Annotated in this window: 23 protein-coding genes, 2 tRNA genes and 1 pseudogene; 10 read left to right on the forward strand and 16 right to left on the reverse strand. The window is 69.4% G+C overall.

What is annotated here, in order from left to right; all coding sequences use genetic code 11:
* The 4 genes and pseudogenes from ALLO2_RS02280 to ALLO2_RS02295 all read left to right on the forward strand — a co-directional run.
* Positions 1-352 (forward strand): IS5 family transposase (locus tag ALLO2_RS02280; protein WP_035729448.1); only part of this gene is annotated, 352 nt, incomplete at its 5' end.
* A gap of 106 nt (positions 353-458) precedes the next feature.
* Positions 459-962 (forward strand): SAM-dependent methyltransferase, encoded by a 504-nt coding sequence (locus ALLO2_RS02285; RefSeq protein WP_084588332.1) that lies wholly within the window; start codon positions 459-461, stop codon positions 960-962.
* Positions 963-966: 4 nt separating this feature from the next.
* Positions 967-2,412, forward strand: a pseudogene (locus ALLO2_RS02290) (replication initiator); the annotation flags it as partial.
* 31 nt (positions 2,413-2,443) lie between these two features.
* On the forward strand, positions 2,444-2,635 hold the full coding sequence (locus ALLO2_RS02295) for a helix-turn-helix domain-containing protein (RefSeq protein WP_011434870.1): 192 nt from the start codon (positions 2,444-2,446) through the stop codon (positions 2,633-2,635).
* Positions 2,636-2,641: 6 nt separating this feature from the next.
* Here ALLO2_RS02295 and ALLO2_RS02300 read toward each other — a convergent pair whose 3' ends face one another.
* Positions 2,642-2,845, reverse strand: a complete 204-nt coding sequence (locus tag ALLO2_RS02300) for an AlpA family transcriptional regulator (RefSeq protein ID WP_023839868.1) — start codon at positions 2,843-2,845, stop codon at positions 2,642-2,644.
* A gap of 150 nt (positions 2,846-2,995) precedes the next feature.
* On the opposite strand from ALLO2_RS02300, the gene ALLO2_RS02305 reads away from it, so the two are divergent.
* The 3 genes from ALLO2_RS02305 to ALLO2_RS02315 all read left to right on the forward strand — a co-directional run bounded on the left by ALLO2_RS02305 (position 2,996) and on the right by ALLO2_RS02315 (position 5,213).
* A complete protein-coding gene (locus tag ALLO2_RS02305) occupies positions 2,996-3,295 on the forward strand; it encodes a hypothetical protein (RefSeq protein WP_023839867.1) in 300 nt (99 codons plus the stop codon).
* A 236-nt stretch (positions 3,296-3,531) separates the two neighbouring features.
* A complete protein-coding gene (locus tag ALLO2_RS02310) occupies positions 3,532-3,735 on the forward strand; it encodes a hypothetical protein (RefSeq protein WP_023839866.1) in 204 nt (67 codons plus the stop codon).
* The gene (locus ALLO2_RS02315) at positions 3,735-5,213 is read left to right on the forward strand and encodes a tyrosine-type recombinase/integrase (protein WP_023839865.1); all 1,479 of its coding nucleotides are present in this window, start codon (positions 3,735-3,737) and stop codon (positions 5,211-5,213) included. The genes ALLO2_RS02310 and ALLO2_RS02315 overlap by 1 nt, the downstream gene beginning before the upstream one ends.
* A gap of 119 nt (positions 5,214-5,332) precedes the next feature.
* Here ALLO2_RS02315 and ALLO2_RS02320 read toward each other — a convergent pair.
* Both ALLO2_RS02320 and ALLO2_RS27750 read right to left on the reverse strand, forming a co-directional pair.
* Positions 5,333-5,405, reverse strand: a tRNA-Arg gene (locus ALLO2_RS02320).
* 187 nt (positions 5,406-5,592) lie between these two features.
* On the reverse strand, positions 5,593-5,724 hold the full coding sequence (locus tag ALLO2_RS27750; protein ID WP_255353900.1) for a hypothetical protein: 132 nt from the start codon (positions 5,722-5,724) through the stop codon (positions 5,593-5,595).
* Between the two features lie 352 nt (positions 5,725-6,076).
* Here ALLO2_RS27750 and ALLO2_RS02325 point away from each other — a divergent pair, with 352 nt between their 5' ends.
* Positions 6,077-7,393, forward strand: coding sequence for an MFS transporter (locus ALLO2_RS02325; RefSeq protein ID WP_232234840.1), 1,317 nt, complete (start codon positions 6,077-6,079; stop codon positions 7,391-7,393).
* Positions 7,394-7,464: 71 nt separating this feature from the next.
* Here ALLO2_RS02325 and ALLO2_RS02330 read toward each other — a convergent pair whose 3' ends face one another.
* From ALLO2_RS02330 to ALLO2_RS26165, 10 genes are all read right to left on the reverse strand, one after another.
* The gene (locus ALLO2_RS02330; RefSeq protein WP_232234841.1) at positions 7,465-11,478 is read right to left on the reverse strand and encodes a LysM peptidoglycan-binding domain-containing protein; all 4,014 of its coding nucleotides are present in this window, start codon (positions 11,476-11,478) and stop codon (positions 7,465-7,467) included.
* Positions 11,468-11,656: a hypothetical protein gene (locus tag ALLO2_RS26855; protein WP_023839863.1), complete on the reverse strand. Its 189-nt coding sequence runs from the start codon at positions 11,654-11,656 to the stop codon at positions 11,468-11,470. The genes ALLO2_RS02330 and ALLO2_RS26855 overlap by 11 nt, the downstream gene beginning before the upstream one ends.
* Before the next feature lie 555 nt (positions 11,657-12,211).
* Positions 12,212-12,499, reverse strand: a complete 288-nt coding sequence (locus ALLO2_RS02340) for a hypothetical protein (protein ID WP_035729456.1) — start codon at positions 12,497-12,499, stop codon at positions 12,212-12,214.
* 124 nt (positions 12,500-12,623) lie between these two features.
* A complete protein-coding gene (locus ALLO2_RS02345) occupies positions 12,624-12,893 on the reverse strand; it encodes a WXG100 family type VII secretion target (RefSeq protein ID WP_011434876.1) in 270 nt (89 codons plus the stop codon).
* Positions 12,881-17,797 carry an FtsK/SpoIIIE domain-containing protein gene (locus ALLO2_RS02350; RefSeq protein WP_232234843.1) on the reverse strand — a complete coding sequence of 1,639 codons (4,917 nt, stop codon included), beginning with the start codon at positions 17,795-17,797 and terminating at the stop codon, positions 12,881-12,883. The genes ALLO2_RS02345 and ALLO2_RS02350 overlap by 13 nt, the downstream gene beginning before the upstream one ends.
* A gap of 110 nt (positions 17,798-17,907) precedes the next feature.
* Entirely contained in the window at positions 17,908-18,378 is a 471-nt protein-coding gene (locus tag ALLO2_RS02355; protein WP_051874809.1) for a GGDEF domain-containing protein, read from the reverse strand.
* Between the two features lie 12 nt (positions 18,379-18,390).
* A complete protein-coding gene (locus ALLO2_RS02360; RefSeq protein ID WP_166793585.1) occupies positions 18,391-20,124 on the reverse strand; it encodes a RyR domain-containing protein in 1,734 nt (577 codons plus the stop codon).
* A 658-nt stretch (positions 20,125-20,782) separates the two neighbouring features.
* Positions 20,783-20,953, reverse strand: coding sequence for a hypothetical protein (locus ALLO2_RS25335; RefSeq protein ID WP_023839860.1), 171 nt, complete (start codon positions 20,951-20,953; stop codon positions 20,783-20,785).
* 423 nt (positions 20,954-21,376) lie between these two features.
* Positions 21,377-21,523 (reverse strand): hypothetical protein, encoded by a 147-nt coding sequence (locus ALLO2_RS23860; protein WP_023839859.1) that lies wholly within the window; start codon positions 21,521-21,523, stop codon positions 21,377-21,379.
* Positions 21,520-21,696, reverse strand: coding sequence for a hypothetical protein (locus ALLO2_RS26165; protein WP_157902454.1), 177 nt, complete (start codon positions 21,694-21,696; stop codon positions 21,520-21,522). Before ALLO2_RS26165 ends, ALLO2_RS23860 begins: the two co-directional genes overlap by 4 nt.
* Before the next feature lie 267 nt (positions 21,697-21,963).
* Between ALLO2_RS26165 and lysS the strand changes: the two genes are divergently transcribed.
* Positions 21,964-23,415 (forward strand): lysine--tRNA ligase, encoded by a 1,452-nt coding sequence (gene lysS, locus ALLO2_RS02370; RefSeq protein WP_011434883.1) that lies wholly within the window; start codon positions 21,964-21,966, stop codon positions 23,413-23,415.
* A gap of 162 nt (positions 23,416-23,577) precedes the next feature.
* Here lysS and ALLO2_RS02375 read toward each other — a convergent pair whose 3' ends face one another.
* Entirely contained in the window at positions 23,578-24,135 is a 558-nt protein-coding gene (locus tag ALLO2_RS02375) for an integrase core domain-containing protein (RefSeq protein WP_035729457.1), read from the reverse strand.
* Between ALLO2_RS02375 and ALLO2_RS23865 the strand changes: the two genes are divergently transcribed.
* Positions 24,087-24,311, forward strand: a complete 225-nt coding sequence (locus tag ALLO2_RS23865) for a tyrosine-type recombinase/integrase (protein ID WP_232234844.1) — start codon at positions 24,087-24,089, stop codon at positions 24,309-24,311. The two genes, ALLO2_RS02375 and ALLO2_RS23865, sit on opposite strands and share 49 nt — an antisense overlap.
* 91 nt (positions 24,312-24,402) lie before the next feature.
* Here ALLO2_RS23865 and ALLO2_RS02380 read toward each other — a convergent pair.
* Together ALLO2_RS02380 and ALLO2_RS02385 are read right to left on the reverse strand one after the other, a co-directional pair.
* Positions 24,403-24,493: transfer RNA gene (locus tag ALLO2_RS02380), tRNA-Ser, on the reverse strand.
* A gap of 74 nt (positions 24,494-24,567) precedes the next feature.
* The gene (locus ALLO2_RS02385; protein ID WP_023839856.1) at positions 24,568-26,925 is read right to left on the reverse strand and encodes a [protein-PII] uridylyltransferase; all 2,358 of its coding nucleotides are present in this window, start codon (positions 26,923-26,925) and stop codon (positions 24,568-24,570) included.
* Between the last annotated feature and the right edge of the window lie 64 nt (positions 26,926-26,989).

Consider the following 26,989-nt stretch of genomic DNA (forward strand, 5'->3'; position numbering starts at 1 on the left):
GCACGACAGCGGGGCCTTCGTCCCGCTGGTGGCCAGNATCCCGGCGATCCGTTCCCGCCGTGGCCCGCGGCGGCGCCACCCGGCCACGTTGCGTGCGGACAAGGCCTACGACCAGCCGGAACTACGGCGTTTCCTGCGNCGGCGCGGTATCGCGGTGCGGATCGCCCGCCGTGGTGTGGACAGTACCGAACGCCTCGGCCGGCACCGGTGGAAAGTCGAGAGAACCCTGGCCTGGCTCGGTGGCTACCGCCGNCTNANCNNNCGNTANGAACGNAACGGCTACAACTTCCTCGGGTTCCTCTGCCTGGCTGCCGCGATCACCTGCTGGAAGAAGCTCCCACGCTCGACGTGAGACACGCTCTAATCTCCCTTGCAAGGAACCGCCGTCGCCTACGCGCCCAGAACACCGCCATGCGCGCCCATCGGCGCTCACGACCGACACACGAGTACCACTTGCCATGTGTGACCAAGGGGTGGTACCGGTTGTGCTGGCGTACGCGCGTGCGCTGCTGACCGGGTCGGAGCAGGGGCGGACCGCCTACCTGGCGGCGGATCTCCGGGACCCCGGGCTCATCCTCGATGCCGCCGAGCTCCGCGGCGTGCTCGACTTCCACCGGCCGATTGCGCTGTTCCTCGTCGCGGTCCTGCACTTCCTGACCGGCGCCGACCAACCGCGTGCGCTGGTGCGCAGGCTGCTGGACGGTCTGCCGTCCGGCAGCTACCTGGTCGTGTCCCACGCGACCGGCGACCAGGCACCCCCAGGGGTCGGCGCGATCGTCNAGACCTACGCGACCACGGCCGCGCCGCTCGTTCTCCGCGGCCTCGCGGACGTCTGCCGCTTCTTCGACGGGACGGATGTCCTCGACCCGGGCGTGGTGCGCCTACCGCTGTGGAAGCCGGACACGCCACCCACGGACCCGGAAACCGTCTGGGTCTACGGCGGTGCAGGACGGAAGCCCTGACCGCTCGCGGCGGCTCCGGATGGCCCAGTGCAAGACCGGATGGCATCTCGACGACGAACCGATCCCCGACCCGGATCCGCCGTCCGACGACGCCAAGGCACTTGCCGTGCTGCGGGCGGACCTGGAGGAAGCCCGCGGTGAGGTCCTGGCGGCCGGCGACCTCGGGCAGGTCGGCGAGATCGACGAACTGATCGGCCAGGTGGACCGGGAACTGTCAGATCTGGGCGTGCGGGGCCGGATCGCGCCGGCCGACCGGGACCGGCCGCGCCGCGTCCGCTCGACCCGTCGTCGCCAGGATGCCCCCGATCTGCCCCGGCTGCCCGTTGAGCGGCGCACGGTCGGGCGGACGTTCACCGCGCCGGACGGGACGGTGTGGCGGCCGTCGATGTTCCTGACCCTGACCTGTGCCTCGTACGGGCGGGTGCACTCCGACGGCACGCCGGTGGACCCGGCCTCCTACGACTACCGGCAGGCGGCACGGGACGCGATCCACTTCCCGAAGCTGCTGGATCGGTTCTGGCAGAACCTGCGCCGCGCGGTCGGCTGGGATGTCCAGTACTTCGCCGCGCTGGAACCCCAACGGCGTCTCGCCCCGCACCTGCACGCCGCGATCCGCGGCACCATCCCGCGGACCATGCTGCGGCTGGTGGCGGCGGCCACCTACCACCAGGTCTGGTGGCCAGCGACGGACCGGCCGGTCTACGACGATCAGCATCTGCCCGTCTGGGACGACACCATCGGCGCCTACCTCGACCCCGACGCCGGCGACCCGCTGCCCTCGTGGGATGCGGCGCTCGACGCGATCGGTGAGGACGACGAACCCGCGCACGTCGTGCGGTTCGGTCCGCAACTCCAGGCGGACGGGGTGACGGCGAACTCGGTGAACACCGGCCGGATGATCGGCTATCTCACCAAGTACCTGACGAAGACCCTCGACACCTGTCACGAGATCAGCAGTGACCGGCAGCGGGCGCATGTGGAGCGGCTCGCCGATGCCCTGCGCTACGAACCCTGCTCCCCGACGTGCGCGAACTGGCTGCGCTACGGCATCCAACCCCGCAACCCCCGGCGCGGCCTCNCCCCCGGACGGTGCACCGGCAAAGCCCACCGGCGCGAANCCCTCGGCTTCGGCGGCCGGCGGGNGCTGGTCTCCCGCCGCTGGTCTGGCAAGACCCTCACCGACCACCGTCGTGATCGGGTCGTCTTTATCCGCCAGCAGCTCGCGGCACTGGGCGCCACTGGCACCGGACCGGCCGCGCCCGAGGACGATCCGACCCGCATCGCCTGGACGCTGCTACGCCCCGGGGACCCGGCCGCACCCCGCCGCGAGCATCTGATCTTGCATGCCATCGCCCAACGGCACGCCTGGCGCGCACAGCTCGGAATCGGCACCGAGGAAGGGGCCGGCGGGGATTCGGCAACAGGGCCGCCGCTGGCGGACGCAGCCTGACCCCACCCCGGCAAGCCCCTGGAGAGCCTGCGTGACCAAGCTCCTGCTCACCCCGACGGAAGCCGCTGACCTGCTCGGCGTCAGCCGCAGCACCGTCTACGAACTGCTGAACAGCGGCGACCTCGAATCCGTCCGCATCGGCCGTGCCCGCCGGATCCCCTCCGCCTCGCTGCTCGCCTTCGTCCACCGGCTCCGCGGCCTCGACGACGGACAGGCAGCATGATCACCCTCACCGGCCGTCGGGCGGGGGCAGGTCGGGGCGGTGTTCGGCAATCCATGCCTCCACATCGACGGTCCGCCAGATGTGACCGGCGGCCAGGGAGGCATACGGCGCGGGGAACGACGGGTCTTCCTTCAGAAGCTGGTTCACCCGCGTCCGCCCGACCCCCAACCGGCGGGCGATCTCCGCCGCTCCCATGAGCGGTTGCGTCATACCCCGCAATCTACTGGACGACCGTCCAGCGCCACGTGTACCGTGGATGTCGCTGGACGGTCGTCCAGTCGCGTTGAGGCGGTTCCGGCCGAGNGCGGCAACACCCNACCGGAACCTTGGCCCCTTCCTGCGCGAACAGGAGAGAGACCCATGCCCATCTTCCCGTCCGACGCCCCGGATCCCGACCGAACCCCCGGCGGAGACGTGCCGCTGATCGTGGCCAGCATCGTCCGGCCCGGCGTCTATGCGCTGACGCTGCGTCCTGGTGCTGATGCCCGCGAGATCGCCGAGGTCCTCGCCTGCATGCCGGTCGACGCCTTCCTGACCGAGCACGTCGGCGACATCGACCTGACCATGGTCTTCCGGACAGTGCCCGACGGCAGGGAACCTGATCCCACCGGGGGCGTCACCCCGACGGCACCGGCGGCGGCNCGCGGAACCCGCCCGTAGCGGTTCTTCTGCCCCACCCATTTTTCTTCCGTTCTCTGGTGGCGCCTCAATCTGTCGGGGCGGTGGACGGGTCCAGGGTCGGCCATAGGCCGATCGCGTAGCGACGCGATAGCGCCCTGGACGCGGCCGGCGACCCGGCAGACCATCCCAGCGCCAGAGAACGGAAACCCCAACTCGCGCCGGACCACGCGACTCGCGACCCGCGCCCGTTCTTTCGGCAAGGAGCCAGAACCACCATGCCCACCAACACCCCACGGCGGGTGACCCTCATGCAGGCGCTGCATGACCACCTCGACCGCGCCGACCGCGGCCAGGGACGCGGTTACCCGCAGTCGGACGGAGAGACCAAGTTCGCCTGCGACATGGAAGACAGCCCCTACGGCTGCCCATGGTGCGACGCCGTCGAATGGCCCGACGGCAACCCCCTGGACGTGGCCTGATGGCCGAGGGTAAGGGCAGCAGACGCGGCAACGGCGAAGGCTCGATCTACCGGTACCGCAACGGTTGGGCCGGTCAGATCAGTATGCCGGACGGCACCCGGCCGACGTTCTACGGCAAGACGAAGGACGACGTCCGAGGGAAGATCATTGCCGCGCTCCGGGCGGTGCAGGACGGGGTGCCGCTGGTCACGACACGGATGACGGTGGCCGAATATCTNGATCAGTGGGTGACCATCGTTCTGCCTTCCCGCGTGGTCGCCGGAACGCTCGCCGAGTCAACGGCCGAGTCGTATGCCGATCAGGTCCGGCTGCATATCACGCCGATCCTCGGCCGTCACGAGCTGCGCAAGCTGTCCACCGCGCACGTCCGCCACTGGATGACGCGCAAGCTCACGGAACCGTCGTCCGCGGGTCTGGCGCAGTGCGCGGCCTGGGAGGCTGAGGCGGCCCGCAAGGCGGCAGAACGCGCGAAAGAGAAGAAGACTCGCCCGGCTCGACGCGCGACAGCACAGAAGAAGGCTCCGGCACCGAGCGAACGCAAGCCCGTCAAGCCGCTGTCGGCCCGGTCGGTGCGCTACCTGCTGGTGATCCTCACCGCGGCGTTGAATGACGCGGTCCGGGAGGAACTGCTGACCCGGAACGTCGCCGCTCTCGTCCAGCCGCCGAGGAAGGCCGATGCGCCGATACGGGCGCTCACCGAGGAAGAAGCCCGTCGGGTTGTCGCGGTCGCGCTCGTGGACCGGATGTCCGCGCTGTGGCTGGTGCTGCTGGCGCTCGGGCTGCGCAAGGGGGAAGCGCTCGCGCTGCGCTGGGATGCGCTCGACCTTGATGCGGGCACGGTCGCCGTGGTGCGCAAGCAGCGGCGTCGCAAGGCGGGAATTGATCCGGAGACCGGCCGGCAGCGCTGGGAACTCGTCGAAGAGGAAGCCCTGAAGACGAAGGGTTCAAAGGCGGTTCTCGCACTGCCCGACATGGTCGTCACGATGCTCCGTGAGCACCGGTGGCGGCAGGACGACGCGAAAGCCGACCTCAGCGCCAAAGCGGACCAGGCGGAAAAGGACCTGGCGGCGCTGGCCGCGCAGAACCTCCCCGAGGGGGTGTCCGGGACTCCGGCGGACCTGAAGGTCATCCGGTGGGAAGACCCCGGACTGGTGTTCACTACCGCACTCGGGCGGAAGGTCGACCCGCGCAACGTCAACCGGTGGTGGGACGCGGTGTGTGAGCGGGCTGAGGTGCGGCACACCCGCGTGCACGATCTCCGCCACACGGCGGCGACGATGCTGTTCCGGGCCGGCGTCGACCTGAACGAGATTCGCGCGCTTCTGCGTCACACCCGCCTTGGCACCACCGCGGACATCTACGTTGACGTTCTGGCGGACGTCCGGCGGGGGACGGCCCGCAGCATGGACGACATCCTCACCCGGCTCCGGAACCCGACCACCGCTACGGAGAGTGAGGCAGACGAGGGTGCCGCCTGAGTCGTCCCGCAGTACCGTTCGCCAACTGCAGTATGAACTGCAGTACACGAGGTCTTGAAAGCGGCAGAGCCCCGCACCTTGGATGGGGGTGCGGGGCTCTGGCCTGTCTCAACCGTGCGTGCGCTCGGAGGGACTCGAACCCCCAACCTTCTGATCCGTAGTCAGATGCTCTGTCCGTTGAGCTACGAGCGCGATCTGCCACCGTGGTGGCCGGCGGTGCCAGCTTACAGCACCCGACGGGTGGCNCCGATCCCCCGAGGGGGATGTAGCTTTCCGTAGTTCATCATGTGCTTATTGTGTGGACAGATGTGGGGTCATCGTCGAATCGGCAGCTGCGGCACCGGCAGGAGGAGTTGCCGGTGGGGCGCGCGGCGGACGGTCAACCGCTGACCGTCCGCCGCGGCGGGAGGCGGCGCAGTACGACCTCCCTGAGCCGGCGATCCTCCGCCTCGGCGGGCAGTTCGCGTGCCCGCACCGGGAGGTGCGTGTCCGAGAGCATGACCAGACGCACCCCGCCAGTATCCGACGCGACGGCCGCGGGAACGCCATCGTGCCCGATCGGGCGGGCACGTTCGCGCCCGCTGCCGAGAGGTCCTCATGGTCGAGCGGTCCTCATAGTGACATCGGGATGTCATCGGGTGTCGTCGATCATAATTGGATTTATGTAACTTAATTAGATTTTATGTATCGTAATTAGATCTGTCGAAGCATAATTGGATGCCGCCAGAGCGTTGTTCGATCTTATCGGGTATCGTCGCATGGAGCAATGATGCGTAACGATCCGGGGCGCAGGGTAATTCTCCTCGCGGCGTGCGCATCATGAAGATCGACGGCTGGAGATCATCCTGATGGATCCGGGCGGCGTGCGCCGCGCGACTCGGAGCCAGCCCTTCGATGCCCAAGTACTGTTCCGTGCCCGGGCGGCGACGATGAGCTCGCTGTTCCTGCTGGCTCTGCTGCTTGCGAGCTGGGCGCCGCGTATACCGCAAATCAAGGAGGGGCTCGAACTCGGCGACGGGCAGCTCGGTCTGACCCTGCTCGGCGCCCCGATCGGGGCGGTTCTGACACTGTGGCTGATCGGTCTGGCGGTCACCCGCTACGGCAGCATCACCATGGTGCGAGCAGGTTTGCCCGCCTACTGCGCCACCGGTCTTCTGGTCCCGCTCGTCGAGGGACCCTGGTCTCTGTTCGCCCTGCTCGCCCTGTGGGGGGCGACCAGCAGCTGCCTCGACATCTCCCTGAACACCCAGGCCGTGGGGATTGAGCGCTGCTACCAGCGGCCGATCATGACCTCCNCCCATGCGGCGTGGACGGCGGGTGCCCTGTCCGGGGCCGGGATCGGTTCGGCGGCGGCCGCTCTGAGTGTCCCGATCGGCGTGCAGTTCGCGGTGCTCGGCGGGTTGGGTCTCGCTGCCGCCCTACCCGCCACGGCCTGGATGCTGCCCGACGGCGCTGCACCGGAAGTCGCGCCGGGGGACGGGCGAGATGGCTGGGACGGGGACAGCGACAGAGCGATGCCCCGGGGTCCCGTCGGCACCGGCAGCCGTGCCCGGCCGTTCGTCGCACTGTGCGTCATCGCCTTCGGTAGTTTCCTCTGCGAAGGTGTGGCAGCGGACTGGAGCGCCGTCTACCTCACCGATGTGGCCGGAGCGGCCGTCGGAATCGCGGGTATCGGCTTTGTGGCCTTCACCTCCTGCATGTTCGTCGTGCGCCTGTTCGGGGACCGCGCCATGGCACGGTTCGGCCCGACCCGAACGGTCCGCGGCCTCGCCGTGACCGCGATGGTGGGATTCGCGCTCATGCTTGCGCTCGGTTCCTCGGCGTTCGGCACGGTCGGGGGAATCGTCGGATTCGGAACGCTCGGCGTCGGCACCGCCTGCGTGCTGCCCGCGGTGTTCTCCGCGACGGGGCGGCTTGGATCTTCGACGGGCAGCTCCATCGCCGTGGTCGGCACGGTCGGGTATGTCGGATGGTTGTGCGGGCCGGCTCTCATCGGTGGGCTCGCCGAGCTGGCGGGCCTGCAGTTCGCCATGGTCGTCGTGTTCGTCCTGCTCGTTGCGATCACGGTTTGCGCGTCGGCGCTGCGCGGTCCCGATTCTCCTGCTGCGGCTGCCGAGTTCACTGCGGACCCCGGTACCTCGGAGATCTCCGGGGTACCCAAGATCCCCGAGGTCGGCTAGCGTCACCGGCGACCAGCGACCAGCCATCAGGCCGGGTCCTCTGCCGGCTGCCCCGGAAGCGGAAACGGGCACTACCGCCGGCCGCGACGGAATCCGGGCAGCAGGGTCTGCACCAGTGCGTCCGTCTCGGCCTCGGCCCGCCCGCCGCGACGCACCCCGCCGACACCGATAGTTCGGTACATCTCCGTTGCCACAGCCTGCAGAGTCCGGCGATCACCCCGTGCGGCGACCGTGCGCAGCAGGTCCCGCCAGAGCACTTCGGAGGTCGGCACGGCCCGTAGCCCGGTGCGGCAGGCCGCCATCGCCGTCATCGTGTCACCGAAGTCCAACGTCAGCTGGGCGAGGCGATGCGCCACGTCGACCACGCCCGCCCGGGTGCTTCGGGCGATTGGCCCGGTGGTCGCCCAGCGGTACCGCCCGGCAGGCAGATCCGTCCACAGGGGACCGCTGACCATCCGCAGGGCTGTCGTCAGATCCGCCTCGGCGTCGCTGCCCGGCAGACCGGCCCGGTGGGTGTAGGCCACGAAGAGTTCCCAGTCGCAGCGCACATCCGGACTCAGCCACCACCGGCCATCCGGGCCGATCATGATCCGAGGCAAGCCGCTGGCATCGGTCCCCAGCCACTGGCGCGCTTCGGTCAACGCGGCGTCGGCGATCTCCTCCGTGGTGTCGGATGGCCAGATCTCCTCGGCGAGGAGCCGACTGCCCACGCCTTCCCGGTGCAGCGCGAGGTAGACGATGACCTCGGTCAACAGGTCGATGCGCTCGGCGGGTGGTCGCCCGGGACCCTCGACGGTGGGCAGTCCGAGAATCCGGACCTGCGCCTCGGCGGGCGCGGTGGGATCGGCGGGCGGCGTGGTTTCGAGCGGCACACGCTGTGGCGCCGCCCCGGGCGTCCCCGTCGGGGGCCGTGAAACGCCGACATCCGGGACGGTGGTATCTCCGTCGGCGTAGCGCGCCCGAGCAGTCTGAGGCGGTGCACGGTGCGCGTCCGCCGCCAGCCGTTCGTTCGGAGGCGGGATCGGCGGCCGGGGNGGGATCGCGGTCCGGTACCCGGTGGTTGGCGGCGGGGGGGCAGGGGGNCCAGGTGGTGCCTCCGTCCCGGGCTGGATCGATTCGGCCGGGACGCGGCCCTGCCGGTTCGCTCGCATCCGGGGCGTCTCGAAGTAGACCACGGGTGGTACCCGTGGGATATCCGTCGGGTGGATGAGCGGTCGCCCCGGATGGGCCAGCAGACCGGCGGCTTCGGGGGCGTCGCCGGTGTCCGTGGTGGTCGGTAGGACGGGACCGGCCGATGCGGTCCTTCGCGGAGGGCTGGGAGGCTTGGGCGTGGGCGGCGGGGGTTCGGTGGGGAGCCGGCGGCCGTTCGAGGGCGGTCGCGTCGGATCGTCGTCCGGCGGGGAAATGGTGGGTGGGAATCCGGTGCCGGGCAGGACCGCGGCGCGACCGTGCATGTCCTGCGGTTCCGCTCCGCGTGGCTCCGGTGTGGCAGAGCCGGGGTCGGGGAGTGGGCCTGCCGGAGTGGGGACGGTCGAGAGCGGCTGGGGGAAGGCAGGCCCGGTGAGGGCTGAGAGTTTCGGCGTCCAGGGCAGCGCCCCGGGCATGGAGCCGCGTTGTGAGGGTGGCCTTGTCGGCTCGTCGGGCCGGGTAGTTGCCGGCCCGGTCGCGGTGGGTCCGGCGACGATCGGTCCGGCGGGCGGCTGTGATACGGGGGGNGGTGGGGGGCCCTCGTCCGGCAGACTCTCGTCCGGCAGGCTGCCCGAGGCCCGGGCGGGAGATCCCGCCGCATCGGCCCGATGGAACAGCGCGGTGATCGAGGTGTACTCGGTCATGCTCAGAGCCTGCGCCCGTACCTGGACGCCGAGAACGCCGAGGGACACGCGGCGGTCCGACTCGACCGTGAAGCGCCAGCGGGCGGCCGGGGTGTCGCCGACGGTGAGGACTCCCACGGCGTCGTCCCGCCCGTTCGCCATCCTGGTCAACCGGGCGACGTCGGCGGCTGCGGGAGGGGCCGCGAGAATGAGTAGATCGGGTGCCAGCGCCCGTAGATTGCCGGTGACCCGATCGCGGCCGCCCGCGGTGACGGTCGGCGGGTCTGCCGGTGCCGGATCGACGCCGGTGCGACCGGCGTCGTCCTGTGGTCCGGCGAGTTCGTCGAGGACGGCGCTCAGGTCGTCCGCTGTCCAGACCCGAGCGGGTGCGATCGTCGTCAGGTCGGCTCCGGTGTCGGCCGGGAAACCCACCAGACAGACCCGCAGATCATCCGACCACACGTTGGTTCCCAGCTCGATCGCCACGGCGATCGCGACCTCCGTCGCGACGTCCAGGTCGCCGATCAGGCTGATGATGCCCGGAGCGCCTTCCAGGTCGACGAGAATGCGTGACCCGGCGTCGTCCCGGCCGAAGGTGACGAGGGCCGGGAACGGAGCCGGCACGCCGGCCGTCATCTGGGCGATCATCTGGGCCGGCTGGTCACCGGGCAGACCGGGCATCCGCTCGATCCGCCAGGACCCGGGCGCCTCGCCAACGGTCCATGGGGGCGGTGGAGGCTCCTCCTCCGCGGGTGCCATGTGCAGGATCAGCAGGTCGTCGGTGAGGATCGCCGCGTACACCGGGGGAAGCAGACGTCCCAGATCGGTCAGGCCGGCAGACAGAACGCGCAGTGAGCGGTCGACAAATCGGGCGGCATCCGTGTCGGCGGCCAGGAGCAGCGCGCGCTCTGTCTCGTCCTCCGGGGGGCTCGCCGGCCCCGCCCGGCGTGTGGACAACGCCACCATGACTCCGGCGGCGAGCAGGCTGGCGGCTGCTATCCCCAGCAGACCCTGGGAGGACGGTCCGAAGGAGTCGGACGTGAGCAGGCCGGGTGTAGTGGGGCCACCGGTGACCACCGCGGTGTTCCGCGCCGAGACGACCGGGGCCNTGTCATCCAGGACTGCCAGCGCACGAGAGGCGCCGAGACGACCGTCGCTGTCCCCCGGCCCGGGGTCTTCGAAATCGGGATAGCTGGGTTCTGGATCATCGAGGCCCGGGTCGCCGGGGCCGTGGTTGTCGAGGTCAGTGAGGTCGTAGCCGCCGGGGGTGGGGGGCGCGGTACCCGTTTCGGCGGCAGGCCATCCCGGGACGGAGTCCGGTACATGCAGTGTCTGCAGGCCCTCGCCCTGCGCGTCGGCGGGCAGCAGCAGCACCCAGCCGGCATGGATGAGCGATGGCTTGGACAGCGTGCGGCCGTCCGGCTGGGCACGACCCTCGTTGAGGTCGAAGATCTCCCGATACCGTAGACCGTCACCGAGGAAGCGCTCCGCGATGCCCCAGAGGGTGTCGTGGTGGCGTCCCTCGGCAGGTCGCACCTCGTAGAGCTTCATCATGCGCCCGTTGGGCATGAGCCGGCCGTTCGGATCCGCGATCGGACTGATCAACTCGGCGTGGCGGACACGCGGTGTCATGCGGCCAGCCGGGCCAGCCGGGCTGCTCCCCGGTTCCGGCCGTGACGGCCAGGTCTGCTGGGTCGGTGCGCCGGCGCCGGGATCCGTTGTCGTGGTCACCGGAGCCCGATCACCCCTCGTGAGCGCGGGCGCCCTGTCGTCCGGAGCCGGCCGCGGAGCGACCAGGGCCGCCGAGGTCGTCGATACCGGCATTGCCGTCCCCATCCGGCCGGGCGCAGGCGGAACGGCGGGGGNCCGGGCGNATGTCATCGGGGCGACCAGAACCGTCGTCCCGGAGAACAACACGGATGTGGCGACGAGACGGCGGGCGAGGTTCTGGGGGGCGCCGCCCAGCGGTATCCGCGGGGCGAGGCCGGTACCGCGCAGCTCGGCTCGGCATTCCGCGATGAGACAGGCGGTGAAGTGCAGCCAGGCGGCCCAGAAGAGCAGGGCCAGGATGGCTCGGACGACCGCGCCGGTTCCGTCCCTGCTCTGGAGCGGTGGACCCAGTACCAGGATCAGTACGACCGGAACGCCGAGGACGACACCGGCGATCGCAGCGATGGCCCCGGCTGCGCGCAGCCGTTCCCGAGACCGCAGCTCCGCGGAGACCACCGGCACCGGCTGGCGGGCCGGCACACTCCCGGCCCTGTCATCGACCATCCGATAGGGAGGGTCGCCGGCACGCGGAAGCCGCCGTCGTGACCGCGGTGCCGCCGCCGGAGAGGCGGACGTCATCGATGCCGGCGGCGAGGACGGCCGCGCGGATCGAAGTGGTGTCGATGGTGGCGGGAGCGGCGTGGACATGAACGTCCCCGATCAGGCGCAGGGTCGGGCGCATGGGCACTCCGGGCACGGCCTCGTGCCCGGTTGCGTGGCGCTCATGCTAGGTCGCTGGAAGCCGGTTTCCAGGGCGAAGCAGCAGTTCCCTGACCTTCTTGTGACCATTACCTGGATCCGGTCGATGGTATGTCTCCGCCGTGGATGCCGGCGCTCCAGGCTCTGGACTGGGGCGAGCTGACGGGACTTGCGGGAGCGGCGCCGAGCCGCCTGGATGCCCGCACGTCGATCTCGTGCAGTGGACACCCGGCCTCCTCGCGCTGCTGTGCCTGGNCGGCGACAGAAGGACGAACCCGCTGTAATCGTACCAGCGTGGTTGCATAGAGGAAATTTTGAGATGAAAGATCTATGATACATTACTCAAGGTGGGCATCTGATGTCGTTCCGATGCTAAATGTCCAAATTTATTCTTACGTTGAGTTATCCCTAAAAGTGTCCAGTGTCGCGGCGTACCAGGGCAGGCGTATCTTCGATCGACCACCTTGTCCATTCCCGCATCCGCGGAACACCGGCGCTGGCCACACACCGAGGCCGGACCGACCCCGGAGTGGTCTGGTCATCCGGCACTCTGGATCTCGTTCTGAATCTCGGCGAGCCGCGCACGTAGCTGATCCAGCTGGGTGTGCAGTTCGGTGAGGGTCCGGTCGTATCCCGGCCAGACGGTGGTCCGGAAATCGACCGCGCTACGGCCGTCCCAGCTCTCCGGGTCGATCAGTACCTTCGCCGCGGCGCGGAGCTCGTCNAAATGGGTGAGCAGCGGGCCGTTGATGATCGTGGTGAGATCGGCGATGGCGGTCACGGCTTGTGGCGTGCTGCGGACGGTGACATCGGACGGCTGGGTCATGGTGTGCTCCGGTGACGGGGATCTGGACGGCCGTCTCGGCGGCAAAGCGCCTCGATGGCATGGAAGAGAGCGAACGGCGCAGTGGACAGTGGTCCCGGGAGGGCACGGTCCCGGGGGTGATCCGTCAGCTTCCGGCCGCGGCGGTTCGGCGGTTGATCTCGGTGATGCCGCGGGCGAGCTCGGCGAGGTTCGTCCGCAGGTCGGTCAGCGCGCTCTGCACCTCCGGCCAGACCTGAGCACGAAAAACCTGTGCCTTCGGGCCCTCCCAGTTTCGCGGGTCCGCCAACGTATTGCCATGATTGATCAGATTTGTCGTGGTCGCCTGCAGATCGGGTAGCTGTCGGCTCATCCGCCCGGCCGCCTGTTGGGCCGCTGGTGTGGTCACGGTTCGCACGGCATTGTTCCTTTCGGGACTCGAGCAGAGGGGGACGTGAGCAGGTTGGGTGTCGGGGGACAGGCGACCTGGACAGGAAGGACGGCTCCGCGGCGCACCAGCNCCCCGCGNCCNGGAGGCGNGGGGCCGCCGATCGTGCGGGACAGCCGGACTCCGAGCAGTTCGCCGTCACCCGGCCGCCCCGGGGCCAGGAGCAGCCCGTACCCACCGCGGCGGACGTCGACGAGGAATCCGCGGTACTGGCCCAGCAGCTCCTCGGTCGTACCAGCGACGATCAACACGCCGCCGCCGTCGCGTGCGGCCTGCCAGAAGGCCGCCAGTTCGGCCGCGGCCCGTTCACCGACCAGTTCGGCGTCGTCGACGAGGACGACCAGAGGTTCGTCCCCTGACAGGCCGGTTGGCAGGTCGGTCAGCGACCGGGCGGTGTCGGTCCGACGGGTCTTCGGCGTGACGGCTGACTCACCCCGCCCGCGGCCGCCGTGACGGCCGGTGCTGTTGCTTCCCGCCTCCTCCACGAGGTTCATGGTTCCGTCCAGAACGGCGACGACACCGGGTCGGTGGGCGAGGGAACGAAGGGGCGACGGACGCGGCGTCAACGCGACGATTCGGGCACCCTCGGTAAGGAGGGACAACGCCAGCGTGAGTAGAACGCAACTGCGCCCGGATCGTGGCGGGCCGCTGATCATGAAACCGGGACTGTCGGCATCCAGATCCACCTCGACGATCTCCAGCTCGTCCCCTCCGATTCCGATCGGCACGTGCAGCGAAGATCGATTTTCTGGGCGCATGGCCGCCGCCACGGATCTCCGCGACCGCCCGGGCGCGCGTTCCATCTGCTCGGATGTGACGAGGGAGGGCAGCGCGTCGATCCGGAAAGGACGACGATCGAAGCGCTCCGGCAGCCTTCGCGGCACCTCCACAGATCGGCCCGCATGGGACATCGCCCGAGAGCCCACCGCCCGCAGTGCCGCAACCTGAGCCCGGCCTGTGGGGTCCGCGTCGAGCAGCGCGATCTGTGTCTCCACGGGACTGGGGAACCGACCTCCGACCGCGACCCCACGTCCGGCGGGCAGCGTCCCGGGCACGTCGAACGGGGACAGGCCGGCGAGTGCGTAGTCGGAAGGGTCGGCCATCCGCAGGAGTAGTCGTTCGTCGACGAGCGACGCCAGCCGCCCGATCAACCCTCGTCGATCGGTAGTGATGATCACTCGCAGGCCCACCGCCTGACCTTCGCGCACCAGCCGCAGAAATTGGTCGACGAGTATTCCTCCGTCGACGTCCTCAAACGCGGCCAGAAATCCTTCGAACCGGTCGACGAGCAGCACCAGGTACGGCGATGGGCGCATGGCGTCGCCCGCATCGCCGGGGGACGGCCGCCACGACCGCCGGGCCTCGGCAAGATCCATGAAGCCTTTCCGGGAGAGGATCGTCTGCCGTTCGCTGATCTCATTGGCCAGACGGGCGAGGAGCCTCGCGACCCGCTCGGGATCGTCCCGGCTCACCACGGCACCGGAGTGCGGCAGGTCCTCGAGGGGTGCCAGGGCGTTGCCGCCGCAGTCCAGTCCGTAGAGATGGAGCTCGCCGACGGGCAGGGCGGTGGCGAGGGCGCCGGCAGCGGTGCGCAACACGGTCGAGCGCCCGGTCCGTGGCGAGCCGACGATCATGAGGTGGCCGCCGTGTTCCAGATCGATCGTGAAGGGCAGCTGAAGCTGACGGTCACAGTGATCGGCCAGCCCGATGGCGACGGGAGGGAGCCGAACGAGACCGTCCGCGTGGAGCCCGGGGGATCCGCTGGAGCCCGCCGGACGGTTGGAGCCCGCCGGACGGCGGCCGTAGCCATCCGCGGCGATGGTGTGGTCGCTCGGGCCGGTGTGGTCGCTCGGGCCGGTGCGGCCGGCGGTCGCCCCGACGAGAGAGTCGAGGGTAATCCGCTCAGGGAGCGGGGGAAGCCACGGACTGGGTACCGGAGAGATCCCGAGCCTCGTCGAGGCCTCCCGTACTGCCGAGACCAGAGCAGCCAGGTCGGTGCGCGGCTCTGCCAGGGACACGTCTTCCGACGGCGGTCCGTCCGACGGCGCCGGCACCACCTGGGACGTGTCGGCATCCCGACGTGGAGCGTCGTCCGGTTCCGGCCACGGTAGCGGGGTGACCCTGGGCACAGGAATTCCGGACGAGCCGTCTCTGCCTGGTCTGGTGACCGGATCCGGTCCACCGATCCACCCGGTCTGAACGGCTGTCGTGATGCCCGGGCCGGTGCGTACCACCGCCCGACCGGGAGTGGCCGGACTGATCAGGGCAGCGGCCGGGCAGCCGACGACGTCCTCGCTCTCCGCCGCGTCGGTGACCCGCAACGCGATGCGCAGGTTCGTATTCGCCCGGATCTCCGGTGACACCACCCCCGCGGGGCGTTGGGTGGCCAGCAGGAGATGGATCCCGAGCGACCGTCCGCGTTGGGCCAGGTTGACCAATCCGGCGACGAATTCGGGTAGTTCGCGGGCTAGCGTGGCGAATTCGTCGACGACCAGAAGTAGGCGGGGAATCGTCGGACGCTCGATGGGATGATGGAGCAGACGTCGAAAGGCGTCGAGGTCCTTCGCTCCGGCCGCGGCCAACATCCGTTCCCGTCTGCGAAGCTCGGCNCTGAGCGAGCTCAGCGCGCGTCGAACCAGGTGCGGATCGAGGTCGGTGACCATACCGACGGTGTGGGGGAGAGCGGCGCACTCGGCGAACGCGCTGCCTCCCTTGTAGTCAACCAGCACGAAGATCATCTCGTCCGGGCGGTACATCACGGCGTGCGCAGCAATGATCGTCTGCAGCAGTTCGGACTTTCCGGCCCCGGTCGTGCCAGCGACCAGCCCGTGCGGTCCGTCGCGAGAGAGATCGATCGTGAACCTCCCACCCTCACCGATCCCGACTGGTACCGCCCTGCTCGCCGCGCCCCGGGGCGGCTGCGGCACCGATGACCAGAAATCTTGGATCACCTTCGGCGTGGGTGGGTCGGCGCCGAGGATGTCCAGGAGCCGGACGGCGGAGGGAAGGCCCTCGGAGTCGTCGTCACCGGCGTCGCGCAGCGGCGCCAAGGCTCTGGCGACCGACTCACACCAGCCGGCCGCGGAGGCCAGTCCCACGGCATCGACGGCCGGTGCTCCGGCCTGGCCGGTGAGACCGGCCTGGTCGGTGAGACTGGGCAGGCCGGTGAGACCGATAAGGTCTGGGCAGACATGTCTGATCACGGCTGACCGATCCTGCCGCATCAACAACTCGTCGCCGTCCTGTTCGACAACGGCCCGGCATTCGGGCGGAAGGTCCCGGACGTCGGCCTCCAGGCAGATGATGTGGATGCNGACCGCCGGTCCGCCACGTAGCACGGTCGTCATCCCGGGAACGGAGCGCAGCATCCGGGCCCCGTCCAGCACGACCAGGATGTCGGGGGCGGATCTGGGTGCCTCGGGCGGATGGGCGCGGCGACTCTCGATCAAGGATGTAAGTTCGGCGATCCGGCGGGAGCGGCTGACCTCGTCGGCTCCGACGAAAATGGCCTTCTCCTCTACCAACGGCCGACAGTGCGGCAGCCAGCGGATCCATCGCCAGGCATCGACGATGCCTGTGGAGCCAATCAGTAGACAGATCCGGAGATCGCGAGGGCTGTGCAGGACAGCGGCCTGGATCACGAGCCAGCTGCCGAGAAGCTGCGGCAACATGCCCCGACCGGTGACGCCGAGCACTCCCCGCTCGGCCAGAGCAATGACGGCGGGGACATCGGGAGCGACCCAGGCCGGGGGCTGCCGGGGCGTGACGGCGGCAGGGGAGGGGTCCGTGGTCCGGACCCTGCTTGGCAGGTCGGCCGTGCCGAACCTCAGGTGCAGGTGGTCGGGGTCATGACGACGCCGCTCCCACAGCGTCGCAGTCGGTCCCTGAGCGGTGGCGAGCAGACTTGCCGGATCGGGGTGGCTGCGACGACGCTCGGCGCATTCCGCCGCAAGCGCGGCACGAGCCGTGGCCTCGACGTCGTCCCGCTCCTGCCGGTAGCGGGCCATGGCCGCACGGAACTCCCGGCCCTCCCGCCGTCGGCCGCTCACCACGGAGGCGGCCAGGCTCACCGGCGCCAGCACCGCGAAGAGCAGAACGTAGACCGTCCGCAGCAGGGCTGCCATGCCCAGGGCGGCGACAAGCGGCAGCACCGTCGTGAGCACCGGAACCTGAACACGGCGGGGTTCGGCGGGTGCGGCCGGCAGGACAAAGACGGACTCCCGCTCCGGCGGATGCAGGCGAGGCGGACGGTTGACGTCGAGCATGCCAGGAGCGGAGACGGACGGGCGGGTCAGCACCGTGAGCGGTGCGGGCCGCACGAGCAGCAACGTCACCGGGGCGATCCGCACCGCGGCCAGGATGGTGCCGGCAGGCAACGATGGGTGGTCGCCGAGGACGGCCGCACCCGGACCGGCTGTGACGGTGCACCGACCGTCGACCTCGATCCGGATGGTCAGCGCGGGCTCGTCGCTGCTGTGACCCCCTAGCGTGACAGTGCAGCCGGGTCCCGAGCCGACGGTGAACTCACCCGCCGGCAGGTGATGAATGTCGCCCGCCCCGGGTCCGCCGATGATCATCAGGTCGACCAGGCCCGTCCCGCGGACCCGCCGGGACACCACGGCATCAAGGCTCACCACCGCACCCTCACGCAGCGGCGAGGAGGCCAGGGTCGTCTCCGGGTCGAGCGGACGGACGGTACCGGAGACGTTGATCGAGGGCCCGGCCCGCGCCGGTGTGGGAGTACGCCGCTGCGGGCGGACAGCGGCGGCCATCGCCCCGGCCACCGCACGGAGTGGGGTTTCCGGGGCGGCGGCCAGTAGTACGTCCGNGCTGGAATTCCGGGTGGCATCGCGGACGGTGAGGGTGAAACGCATGTATGGAAGATACGGCGTGGAAAAGCGGGAAGCGGGACCGGCCGACGGGGAGTTCTTCTACTTGGTGTTGTGGTCGAAATACGTGGTGGCGCAGAAACCACCATGACGATTCATGGCGAGTCGCGAGGACGATGCTCCCGCCCGACCGTGCGTGCCGTCGCCCGGGTGCGCATCNCCTCCGTACCCGCCAGCTCCACCATGGCGTCACCCACCTCGGCAGCGTCGGCCGGGATCGGTAAACCGAGCGCAGGTTCGGGTGAGCGTGCCTGGCCGGTCGGAGACGGCCCGGCCGACAGGGCCACTCCGGCGCTCACTGACATGCTGATCCGATGACCGTGCACGTCCAGCGGTCCGTCCAGGGAGGAGATGAGCCGCTCGGCCAGGGTCGCGGCCTCGGCCGCGGTAACGGGTCCGGTGAGGATGACGAACTCGTCCCCGCCCCAGCGCCCGAGAATGTCGCCGGGGTGGAGTATTTTCGAAAAGCGGCGGGCGGCGGCATCCGGAACGGCATCGCCCATCGGATAGCCGAAGGAGAAATTGACTCGACGAAATGCATCCAGGTCACGGAAGGTCGGGGTCAAACGGTCGGCAGGTCAGCTGCGTCGACGGACAATATGGAATCCCGCCTCGGCCAGAATCATCGGTATCAGCCTGATGGTCTCGTGGTCCTTCTCGCGACTGGGGGCATCAAGGTCGTCCCACGGTACAAGCATGGGATGAGTTTTTCGATCGTTGTCCCGGTGGGGTCCGTACCGCCACCCGTTAGCCTGTCGCTCGACCATCCACCGCTCGTGTTCCCGCTTCGCGAGAATTTCAACCTCGTTGTGCTGCGCGTCGGTCACACTGAAAGAAAAAGGATCGTCTCGGACAGCGCCGGCAACGATTCCACAGCCGATCATGTCGAGTTTTCGGCGGATGTCGCGGGCTTGTTCGTAGTTGGCGTTGCGAAAATCCTCCGAGAGATTTTCCCAGGCGACGAGCGCGCGGTTTTCTTCCGGTCTTTCGCCGGCTTCCATCCGCCGCCGGCAGTAGTCTCGGTGTATTCCTTTGGCGAGCTGTTCGACCTGGGGATCCTGTAGCTGGTCGGGATCGCAGACGCGGTCCAGCAGTGGAAAAACGGTGAGGCCACGGTAGAGGATGTCCAGCGGTCGCGCGCCGTCACCGCTACCGAAGGCCTGCCCGAAGGGAGTCATGCGATCCACCCGAACGATCACCTTGCGGTGTCCGGGCAGCCGGGACACCGCAAGAGCCTTGCGTAACGCCAGTTCCTCGTCTTCGTAGCAGATGAACACCAACTGCATGGCTCCTTCCGGGGCGTATCCATCCAGAAGACCGTTCAGGTCGACCTCGTCGGAACCCGTATCCTGGCAGATGGTGTCTACCATCGCCTCGACGAGGCCATAGCGGGTCTGCAGCAGCCTCAGTACACCGCTGGCATTCTTGTCGATGAGGGTCACCTGCATCCGCGACGTCGCACCTACCTCTCTGCGGCGCCGCGCGAGTTCCAGGAGCAGCTCCCGGCCGAACGGGCCCATGCCCACTATCACGACGGACAGACCAAGGGGCGCGAACGCGATCCGTTCGTCGTCGAGCAGAAGACTTGCACCGAGACGGGCGGTGTTGAAGAACTCGACCGTGAGACGACCGATGTGTTCCCTGCCGAGCAGAAGCGTCCACAGGGCGTCGAGCACGTCAGGATCCGACTCCTCCGCGTAGCATGTCAGCGGGCGGTGGCGCTGGCGTGACACCTGCTCCGCCGCCGCGACGACAGCGGCGTTATATCCGGACGCAGTCCCACACACGTACAGTTGGTCGGCCCGGGCCACGCCAGCCCGCCGTAGCACATCCCCGCGACGCGCATCTCCTCGTAGCAGGACCAGACCAAGACGGCGGGCGTGTTCCGCGATTTCGATACTGTCGACGTCATCGATCAGTACAACCTGGCGGGACGCGGCCCGCAGGCGTTCCGCGAAGGCAAGCGCCGTCGGTCCGCTGCCACAGATGACCGCGTGCCCCCGGGACAGCGTGGCCTGGAGGGCGGCCATCGGTTTGACCAGCGTATCCGCGAGTACATAAGCAGTGGCCGCAGGCGCCAGGAAGCGGGCGATCTCAAAGGAGATCGGGAGACCGACATCATTGGGTAGGTCTGGTGGCTGGACGAAGAAAAGCCCCAGGCTGCCGTAGGCGATGTCGGTGGCGCTGAGGCCGGCGCCGGGGCTTCGGGACAGCTGCCAGAGCCCGACCATCCCCAGACTGAATGCTGAAACCGCGGCAAGCAGACATAGGCGTCGCCAGCCGGCGGGCGGCTGGAACAGTCCGTTGAACATCCAGCGGACGGTCCGCACCGGGTGGCGCATCCGGGAGGACACGACTACCACGGCGCCTTCCATGTTCCGAAAAATGATCAGCAGAACATCATAGAACACGGTGCCTACCAGCCTCCTGTTTCCTCCGCCAGCCAACAGTTCAGCCAGGCCCCGGGACCGGGCGTCGGGAGGTTTCGTCGGGGAGCCGGACCCGTGATTGATCTCTCCCCGATATTCATCGACGAGATATTCCGACGACCGGGAAAGTAGCGGAATCGAGGTCCGCCGGGGTGAGGATTCAGCGGATGAATCAACGGTGGCCGGCGGCCGGCGGCTCGCCGGGCATGGCCCCCTTCCGCAGCACGCGGCGCCGCACTCACACCCACCCCTCTCACCGGTGCCCGGCAGGAACCGGCGGAAGCGGCCACCCTGGCCTGGCGTGTGCCGTGCTCGCCTGCTCCCGGTCTGGGTCGCGCGGCTGGTCCCGGCCTGAGCCGAAAGGCTCCGGACCACGGCGCGGCTCACGCCGCCNTGCCCGGTTGCCGTCAAGAACGTCCCCGTCAGTCATACCCGAAACGTCCCCATCAGCCATACCTGATCGCTACTCAGCCGGGTCAGGATAACGCGAGTGGCGCAACGCCAGCCATCACTCACAGGTACTGAGCTTCAATGCCTGGAGTCATGTTGGCCGCAGCTCCTCCCAGCCCAGGCCGGTTTCGGCGAGGAACCCCAACAGCAACGCGGGCCGGTACCGCAGCCGTTTCAGTCCGTGTTTGGCCGCCTGGTGGACATCGTCGAGGCTGCGGGCGGCCAGGTTCACCAGGGCGGTGCGCTTGAGCTGGGACCACACCCCTCCGCCGGATTCAGCTCGGGCGTGTAAGCCGGCAGCAACACCGTGCTCACCCAGCCGGCGTGCTCCCGCAGGAACGCGGCCATGATGCGTGTCGCCCGGGCGGCGCTTGCAGCCCGGCACGGTGCGTACTGCCATCCTGAACGGAGCCTACGGTGCCGAGCCCGCGGTCCGCTACGCGCAGGTGTCTGGCGGTCGGCTGCCAGGACAAGTTCTCGGGCCTGCTGGAAAGCGCGAGACTGCCGGCATGGTGAGAACTCGAACCCGCCCAGGCCTGTGCTGGCGAGCGTCTCGCCGACATGCTCCGCAGATGCGCGGTCAGTTCAAGGTCATGGGCGCGGCGGTCCGGGCCGCAGGCGAGAGGCCCGCGGCTGCGAGCGGCACCGTTCCCAGAGCGTCAGGTAGGCGCGGGCCATCTGGTGGTCAGTGAAGGTGCTCACGGCAGCCTGGCGTGCCCGTATTCCCCAGCCGGTGGCGCAGGACCGGATCATCCCGCAGCCGGCACAGCGCAGCGGCCAGGGCGGCCGGGTCGCCGGCGGGCATGAGCAGCCCGGTCGCGCCGTCGATCACTGCTGCGGAAGCTGATCGACGGCGACGACCCGCAGATCGCAACCGGCCACTCCGGCCGTCAGGCCGGCGGCCAGCATCGGCGCGCACGCCCACGGCACACACCGGTTGACGTGCAGGACGTCGGGGCGTACCCGGCGCAGCAACCGCCCGTGCGCGCCAGTCCCCCCGCGCACGACATGGACGGACGCGCCGCCGCGCCGGCGGCAGGCGACCCATTCGACCGGCCCGGCGTCGGGACCGGCATCTGGTGGAAGCCATGATCGACTACTGTCGGGATGGGCTACGCCGGCTGCGGTTCGCTGAGGGTCGGTAGGCTGGGGCAGTCATCTCTGGAGTAGTCATCTGCAGGATGGCGATCCGTCATCTGGCCCGCCCGGGAGCGTTCACGAAACGCCACCCTCGTGGCTAGCTGGTGCTTTCTGCGGCAAGAGGGTGTGTTGATGTCGATCGAGGAGTCCGGGGTAACCGAGGCGGCGGGGCCGCGGTCCGGCTACCGGACCGACGCGGTCGCGGCCGATGCCGCAGCCGCTCCCGACGGGACGGCTGTCCGTCTCGCCGGCCGCGTGGTCCTGTGGCGCCGTATGGGCGGGCTGATCTTCGGGCATCTCCAGGACCGTAGCGGCCGGGTGCAGGTTTCCCTGTCCAAGACCGATCTGGGCGCCGAGGTCGTCAAGGAATGGTCCCGGGCCGTGAAGATCGGCGACTTCGTCGGGATCGCCGGCAGCCTCTACACTACCCGCCGCGGCGAACGGACCGTCGCCATCTCCGAGATGACGGTGCTGAACCGGACCGTACGTGCCCTTCCGGACAAGTGGCAGGGCCTGTCCAACGTCGAGGCTCGTTACCGCCGCCGCTACCTCGACCTGCTTGTCAACGCCGAGTCCCGGGAACGCTTCCAGACCAGAGCGAACATCATCAGGCGGATTCGCCGTCTCCTTGACGACAACGACTTTCTCGAAGTCGAAACCCCGATTCTGCAAGAGGCAGCGTCCGGTGCCGCGGCCCGCCCGTTCATCACCAGGCACAACGCCCTCGGTGAGGACTTCTACCTGCGGATCTCCCCCGAGACCTATCTCAAGCGGATCGTCGTCGGCGCCTATGACCGCGTCTACGAACTTGGCCGCAACTTCCGCAACGAAGGCATGGACTCCTCGCACCTCCAGGAGTTCACGATGCTGGAGTGGTACGCCGCCTACTGGGACTATCGCGACAACATGGCCTTCGTCCGCGAACTGATCCTCACGGTCCTCGACGACGTCCTCGGCACCCGGGCGGTTACCTACGAGGGTGTCAAGCTCGACTTCGGCGCAGACTGGCCGGAGATCGACTACCGGGCCGAGGTGGAGCGGCGCACCGGCATCGACCTTACCGTTGTCCGCGATCTTCCCACTCTGCGTGCCCGAGTGGCCGAGCTCGGCTTGGACGTCGGGACCTCCCCGTCCTACGCCGGCCTGGTAGACCTGCTCTACAAGAAGACGGTCCGACCCGATCTCGTCCAGCCGTGCTTCCTCGTGCACCACCCGGCGGAACTGGTCCCGCTGGCCCGGCGCAGCGACACCGACCCCACCGCGCTTGACATGTTCCAGGTCGTGGTGAACGGCGTGGAGATCGTCAAGGCTTACTCCGAACTCGTCGACCCCGCCGAGCAGCGGCAGCGGCTTGAGGAACAGGCCGCGCTGCGGGAGGCCGGCGACGACGAGACCATGATGCTCGAAGAGGACTTCATCGAGGCCATGGAATACGGGATGCCCCCGATGTCCGGCCTCGGGCTCGGCATCGACCGGTTCGTTGCCCTGCTCACCGGCGCCCCGACCCTCCGCGACGTCGTCCTCTTCCCCACCATGCGCGGCGCCCACAAAGACCAGACAGCCCCCGTTGAAGATGACCTGTGACGGGGGCCCCTAAAGAAACTCTCGAACACGTCGCCGCCGACCGCTACAGAGCCCTCCCACTCCTTGCTACCAGAGTGCGGGCCAGTGCTCCGGTCTTCAGGCCGGGGGTGAAGGCCCGCGTGTGGGGTGCGAGAACTCGGCCACCGGCGTTGGCCTGGTCTTTTAGGCGGCTCGTTCGTATTCGTTGATCAGGCCGCCGAGGACGGGCTGACGTTTGATCCGTTCCTGGCTCAGGTCCGCGGCGGGGTGGTCGGGCCGTGGTCGTTGAAGGTCGCGGCCGCGGTGGGGGCGTCGTCCGTTGTAGCGCCGTGCGTACTCGGCCAGGACAACGCGCAGGTGCCGTTCACCGAAGATCAGCATCCGGTCGGTGACCTCGGTCCGGACGGTTCGGACGAACCGTTCCGCGTAGGCGTTCGCCCGCGGGGTCCGGGGTGGGATCCTGATCGCGGTGATGCCGGCGTCGGCGAGGACCGCGTCGAACGACGCGGTGAACTGTCCGGCGCGGTCACGGACCGGGAACCGGAAGTCGGCCGCCCGGTCACCGAGGTCCAGGAGGAGGTTCCGGGCTTGTTGGGTGCTCCACGGTCCGTCGGGGTGGGCGGTGACCCCGAGGATGTGGACGGAGCGGGAGCCGACCTCGATGGCGAAGAAGCAGTACAGACGCCGCGGCGATGCCCCTTCCCCCGATCCGTTTTCACGACCTTNGACACGGGGCGGCAACGATGCTCCTCGCGGCCGGAGTTGACATGAAGCTGGTCGCCGATGTGCTCGGTCACGCTTCGTCGAACTTTACCCGAGATGTCTACGCGGTCGTGGCCGAGGAGTTGGCGGAGGCTGCGGCGGTGGTGATCGAGGAGTTCGTCCCCCGGCGGAGCCGGGGAACAGGCGCCGGATGAAGATCCACGCCGTTTGTTCCATCCACCGGCCATTTTGATCTTAAGGACAGACCGGGCGTCTCGAACGTATGTTCAAAACGCCTGGTCGACGCGGAGGCTCGGGGATTTGAACCCCGGAGGGGGTGTATGCCCCCAACCGCATTAGCAGTGCGGCGCCATAGACCGGACTAGGCGAAGCCTCCCAACGTGCCTGCTCATCATAGCGTCTCCCACGACGGTGCTGACGCTCGGTCCGAGCGGATCCCGGCGGGCTGGATCACGTCTGTGTGGTCCGGCCCGCCGGTTCCGCGCGGTCTATGGGTTCCATCGGTCCCAGGGCCGCGAGGATCGCGTCCGCGATCTCACGGCGCCGTCCGCCGTCCGCCACCGGACCACCATCGGCCTCCCGCACGTAGAAGGCGTCCACCACGTCTAGTCCGAGGGTCGCGACGATGGCGGTGGCGACATCGAGTCGCAACCCGGACAGCGCCCGTACGATCCGGTACAGCACGCCGGCCTGGTCTGGGGCGCGCACCTCGATCACGGTCATCGATCCCAGGTCGTCATCGAAGATCACCTGAGGGGCGCCGGGCGTGGTCCACCGCCTGGCCCCGGCGTAGTCGCGTTCCCGGGCGGCGAGCCGACCGGCGACGTCGAGGGTGCCGGCGAGCGCGGCCCGCAGGTCGGCGAGCAACCGCGCCGGTTCCGGTACCCGTTCGTGCGGCGCCGCCACGGCGGCCTGCAGCAGCGCCCGACCGCCGTTCCTCCGGGCCGAGGCCCGCCGGATGTCCAATCGGTTCAGCGCGAGGACACCAGCGATGATCGCCAGCAGCCCGACGTGGTCGGCGTTGACCACCACGATCTCGAACATGCCCTCGTCCGGCAGCGGATTGACCTGGACGACGTGCTCGTCGGGCAGCGCGAGCAGGCCACGCTGCCGATCGTCGAGGCTCGGGGGAGACGGGACCCGCTCGCCGCCGAGGACGGCTCGGGCCCGCTCGACGAGGTCACCGATCAGCCGCGCCTTCCAGGCGTTCCACGCGGTCGGACCGGTGGCCCGGGAGTCGGCCTCGGTCAGTCGGTGCAGCAGGGTGAGGATCCGCACGCTGCCGGCGGACGCGGCGACGCTCGCGATTGTCCCGGGATCGTCGATGTCCCGCCTGGTCGCGGCCTCGCCGAGAAGCAGGTGGTGGCGGACCATGGCGACAAGCACGTCGACGTCCTCGGGCGGCAGGCCCAGCCGCGGGCCGATCCGTTCGATCTGCACGATGCCCGCGTCGGTGTGGTCGCCGGGGAAGCCCTTACCGATATCGTGCAGGAGGGCGCCGAGCAGCAACAGATCCGGCCGGTCCACCTCGCGGGTGTGCGCGGCGGCCCGCGCCGCGGCCTCCATCAGATGCCGGTCGACGGTATAGCGGTGGTAGGGATTGCGTTGCGGTCTGCTGCGCACCGCCGCCCACTCCGGGATGAGCCGGACGAGCAGCCCCACCTGGTCGAGGGATTCCAGCACCCCCACGGCCGCGTCGCCGGTGGCCAGCAGCGCGACCAGCGCGTCACGGGCGGCGTCAGGCCAGGGGTCGGGCATCGGTGGGGCCTCCCGGGCCAGCCGGTCGACGGCGTAGCGGCCCAACGGGAGCCCGCTTCGTGCGGCCGCGGCGGCGGCCCGCAGCACCAGGACCGGGTCCTTCGCCGGATCGACGTCCCGGGCGAGCTGGACCTCGCCGTCCTGGTCGACCACCCCTTCGCCGAGGGGGCGGCGGGCCGGCCGCCGGCCGCCACCGCGCCACCGCGCCACCGACCGCAGGCCGGCCGCGACCCGGTACCAGGTGGTGTCCCAGGTCCAGGAGATGGCGCGTCCGGCGTCGGCGACCGCGTGCGCGAGCGCGAACGCGTCGGCGTAGCCGAGCATGGTGGCGAGCGACTCGGAGTCCTGGAGCAGGAGCCGATCGTGGGCTCGTCCCCGGCTCAGCCGGCGGATCTCGCCGCGGGCATCGAGCAGCACCTGACCGGCGGCGATCACCCGCGCGGGGGGGGACTCGGCGACCCAGGCCGCCGCGAGGGCGTGCAGGGCATGGACGTCACGCAGCCCGCCGCGGGATTCCTTCAGGTCGGGTTCGAGCAGGAACGCGACCTCACCGAGTCGGGTGGCCCGTTCCGCGACGGCCTCGGCGAGCTCGGGTAGTCGTTTCGGAGCATGGGACCGCCAGCGGGCGCGAGCCCGCTGGGCAAGCTGCGTGGCCAGCGTCGCGTCACCCGCGACGTGGCGGGCGTCGAGCAGGCCGAGCGCGGCCTTGAGGTTACCGTCGGCCACCATGATGGCCTCGTCGACGGTGCGCACGCTGTGATCGAGACCCACCCCCGAATCCCACAGCGGATACCAGACCGCGTCGGCGACGGCGGAGATGTCGTTCCGTTTGCCGTCGTGGACGAGGACGAGGTCGAGATCGCTGCCGAACGCGGGTTCCGCGCGTCCGTAGCCGCCGACGGCCACCAGGGCAATTCCCGGTCCGGGATCGCCGAACAGGTCGACTAGGGCATCGTCGGCGAGGTCGGTGAGGATGCGGCGCAGCCGTGGGCCGGTCGCCGTGGGCAGGTGCTCGGAGCGGCCCTTGAGGATCTCCAGGCGGTCCGTCATGGCTGTCCTCCTCCGTTCGGCCGTCTGGCCGTGATCGATCTCGGGTCCGGATCGATCACGGCCA

The sequence above is a fragment of the Frankia sp. Allo2 genome (assembly GCF_000733325.1).
GTDB lineage: Bacteria > Actinomycetota > Actinomycetes > Frankiales > Frankiaceae > Frankia > Frankia casuarinae.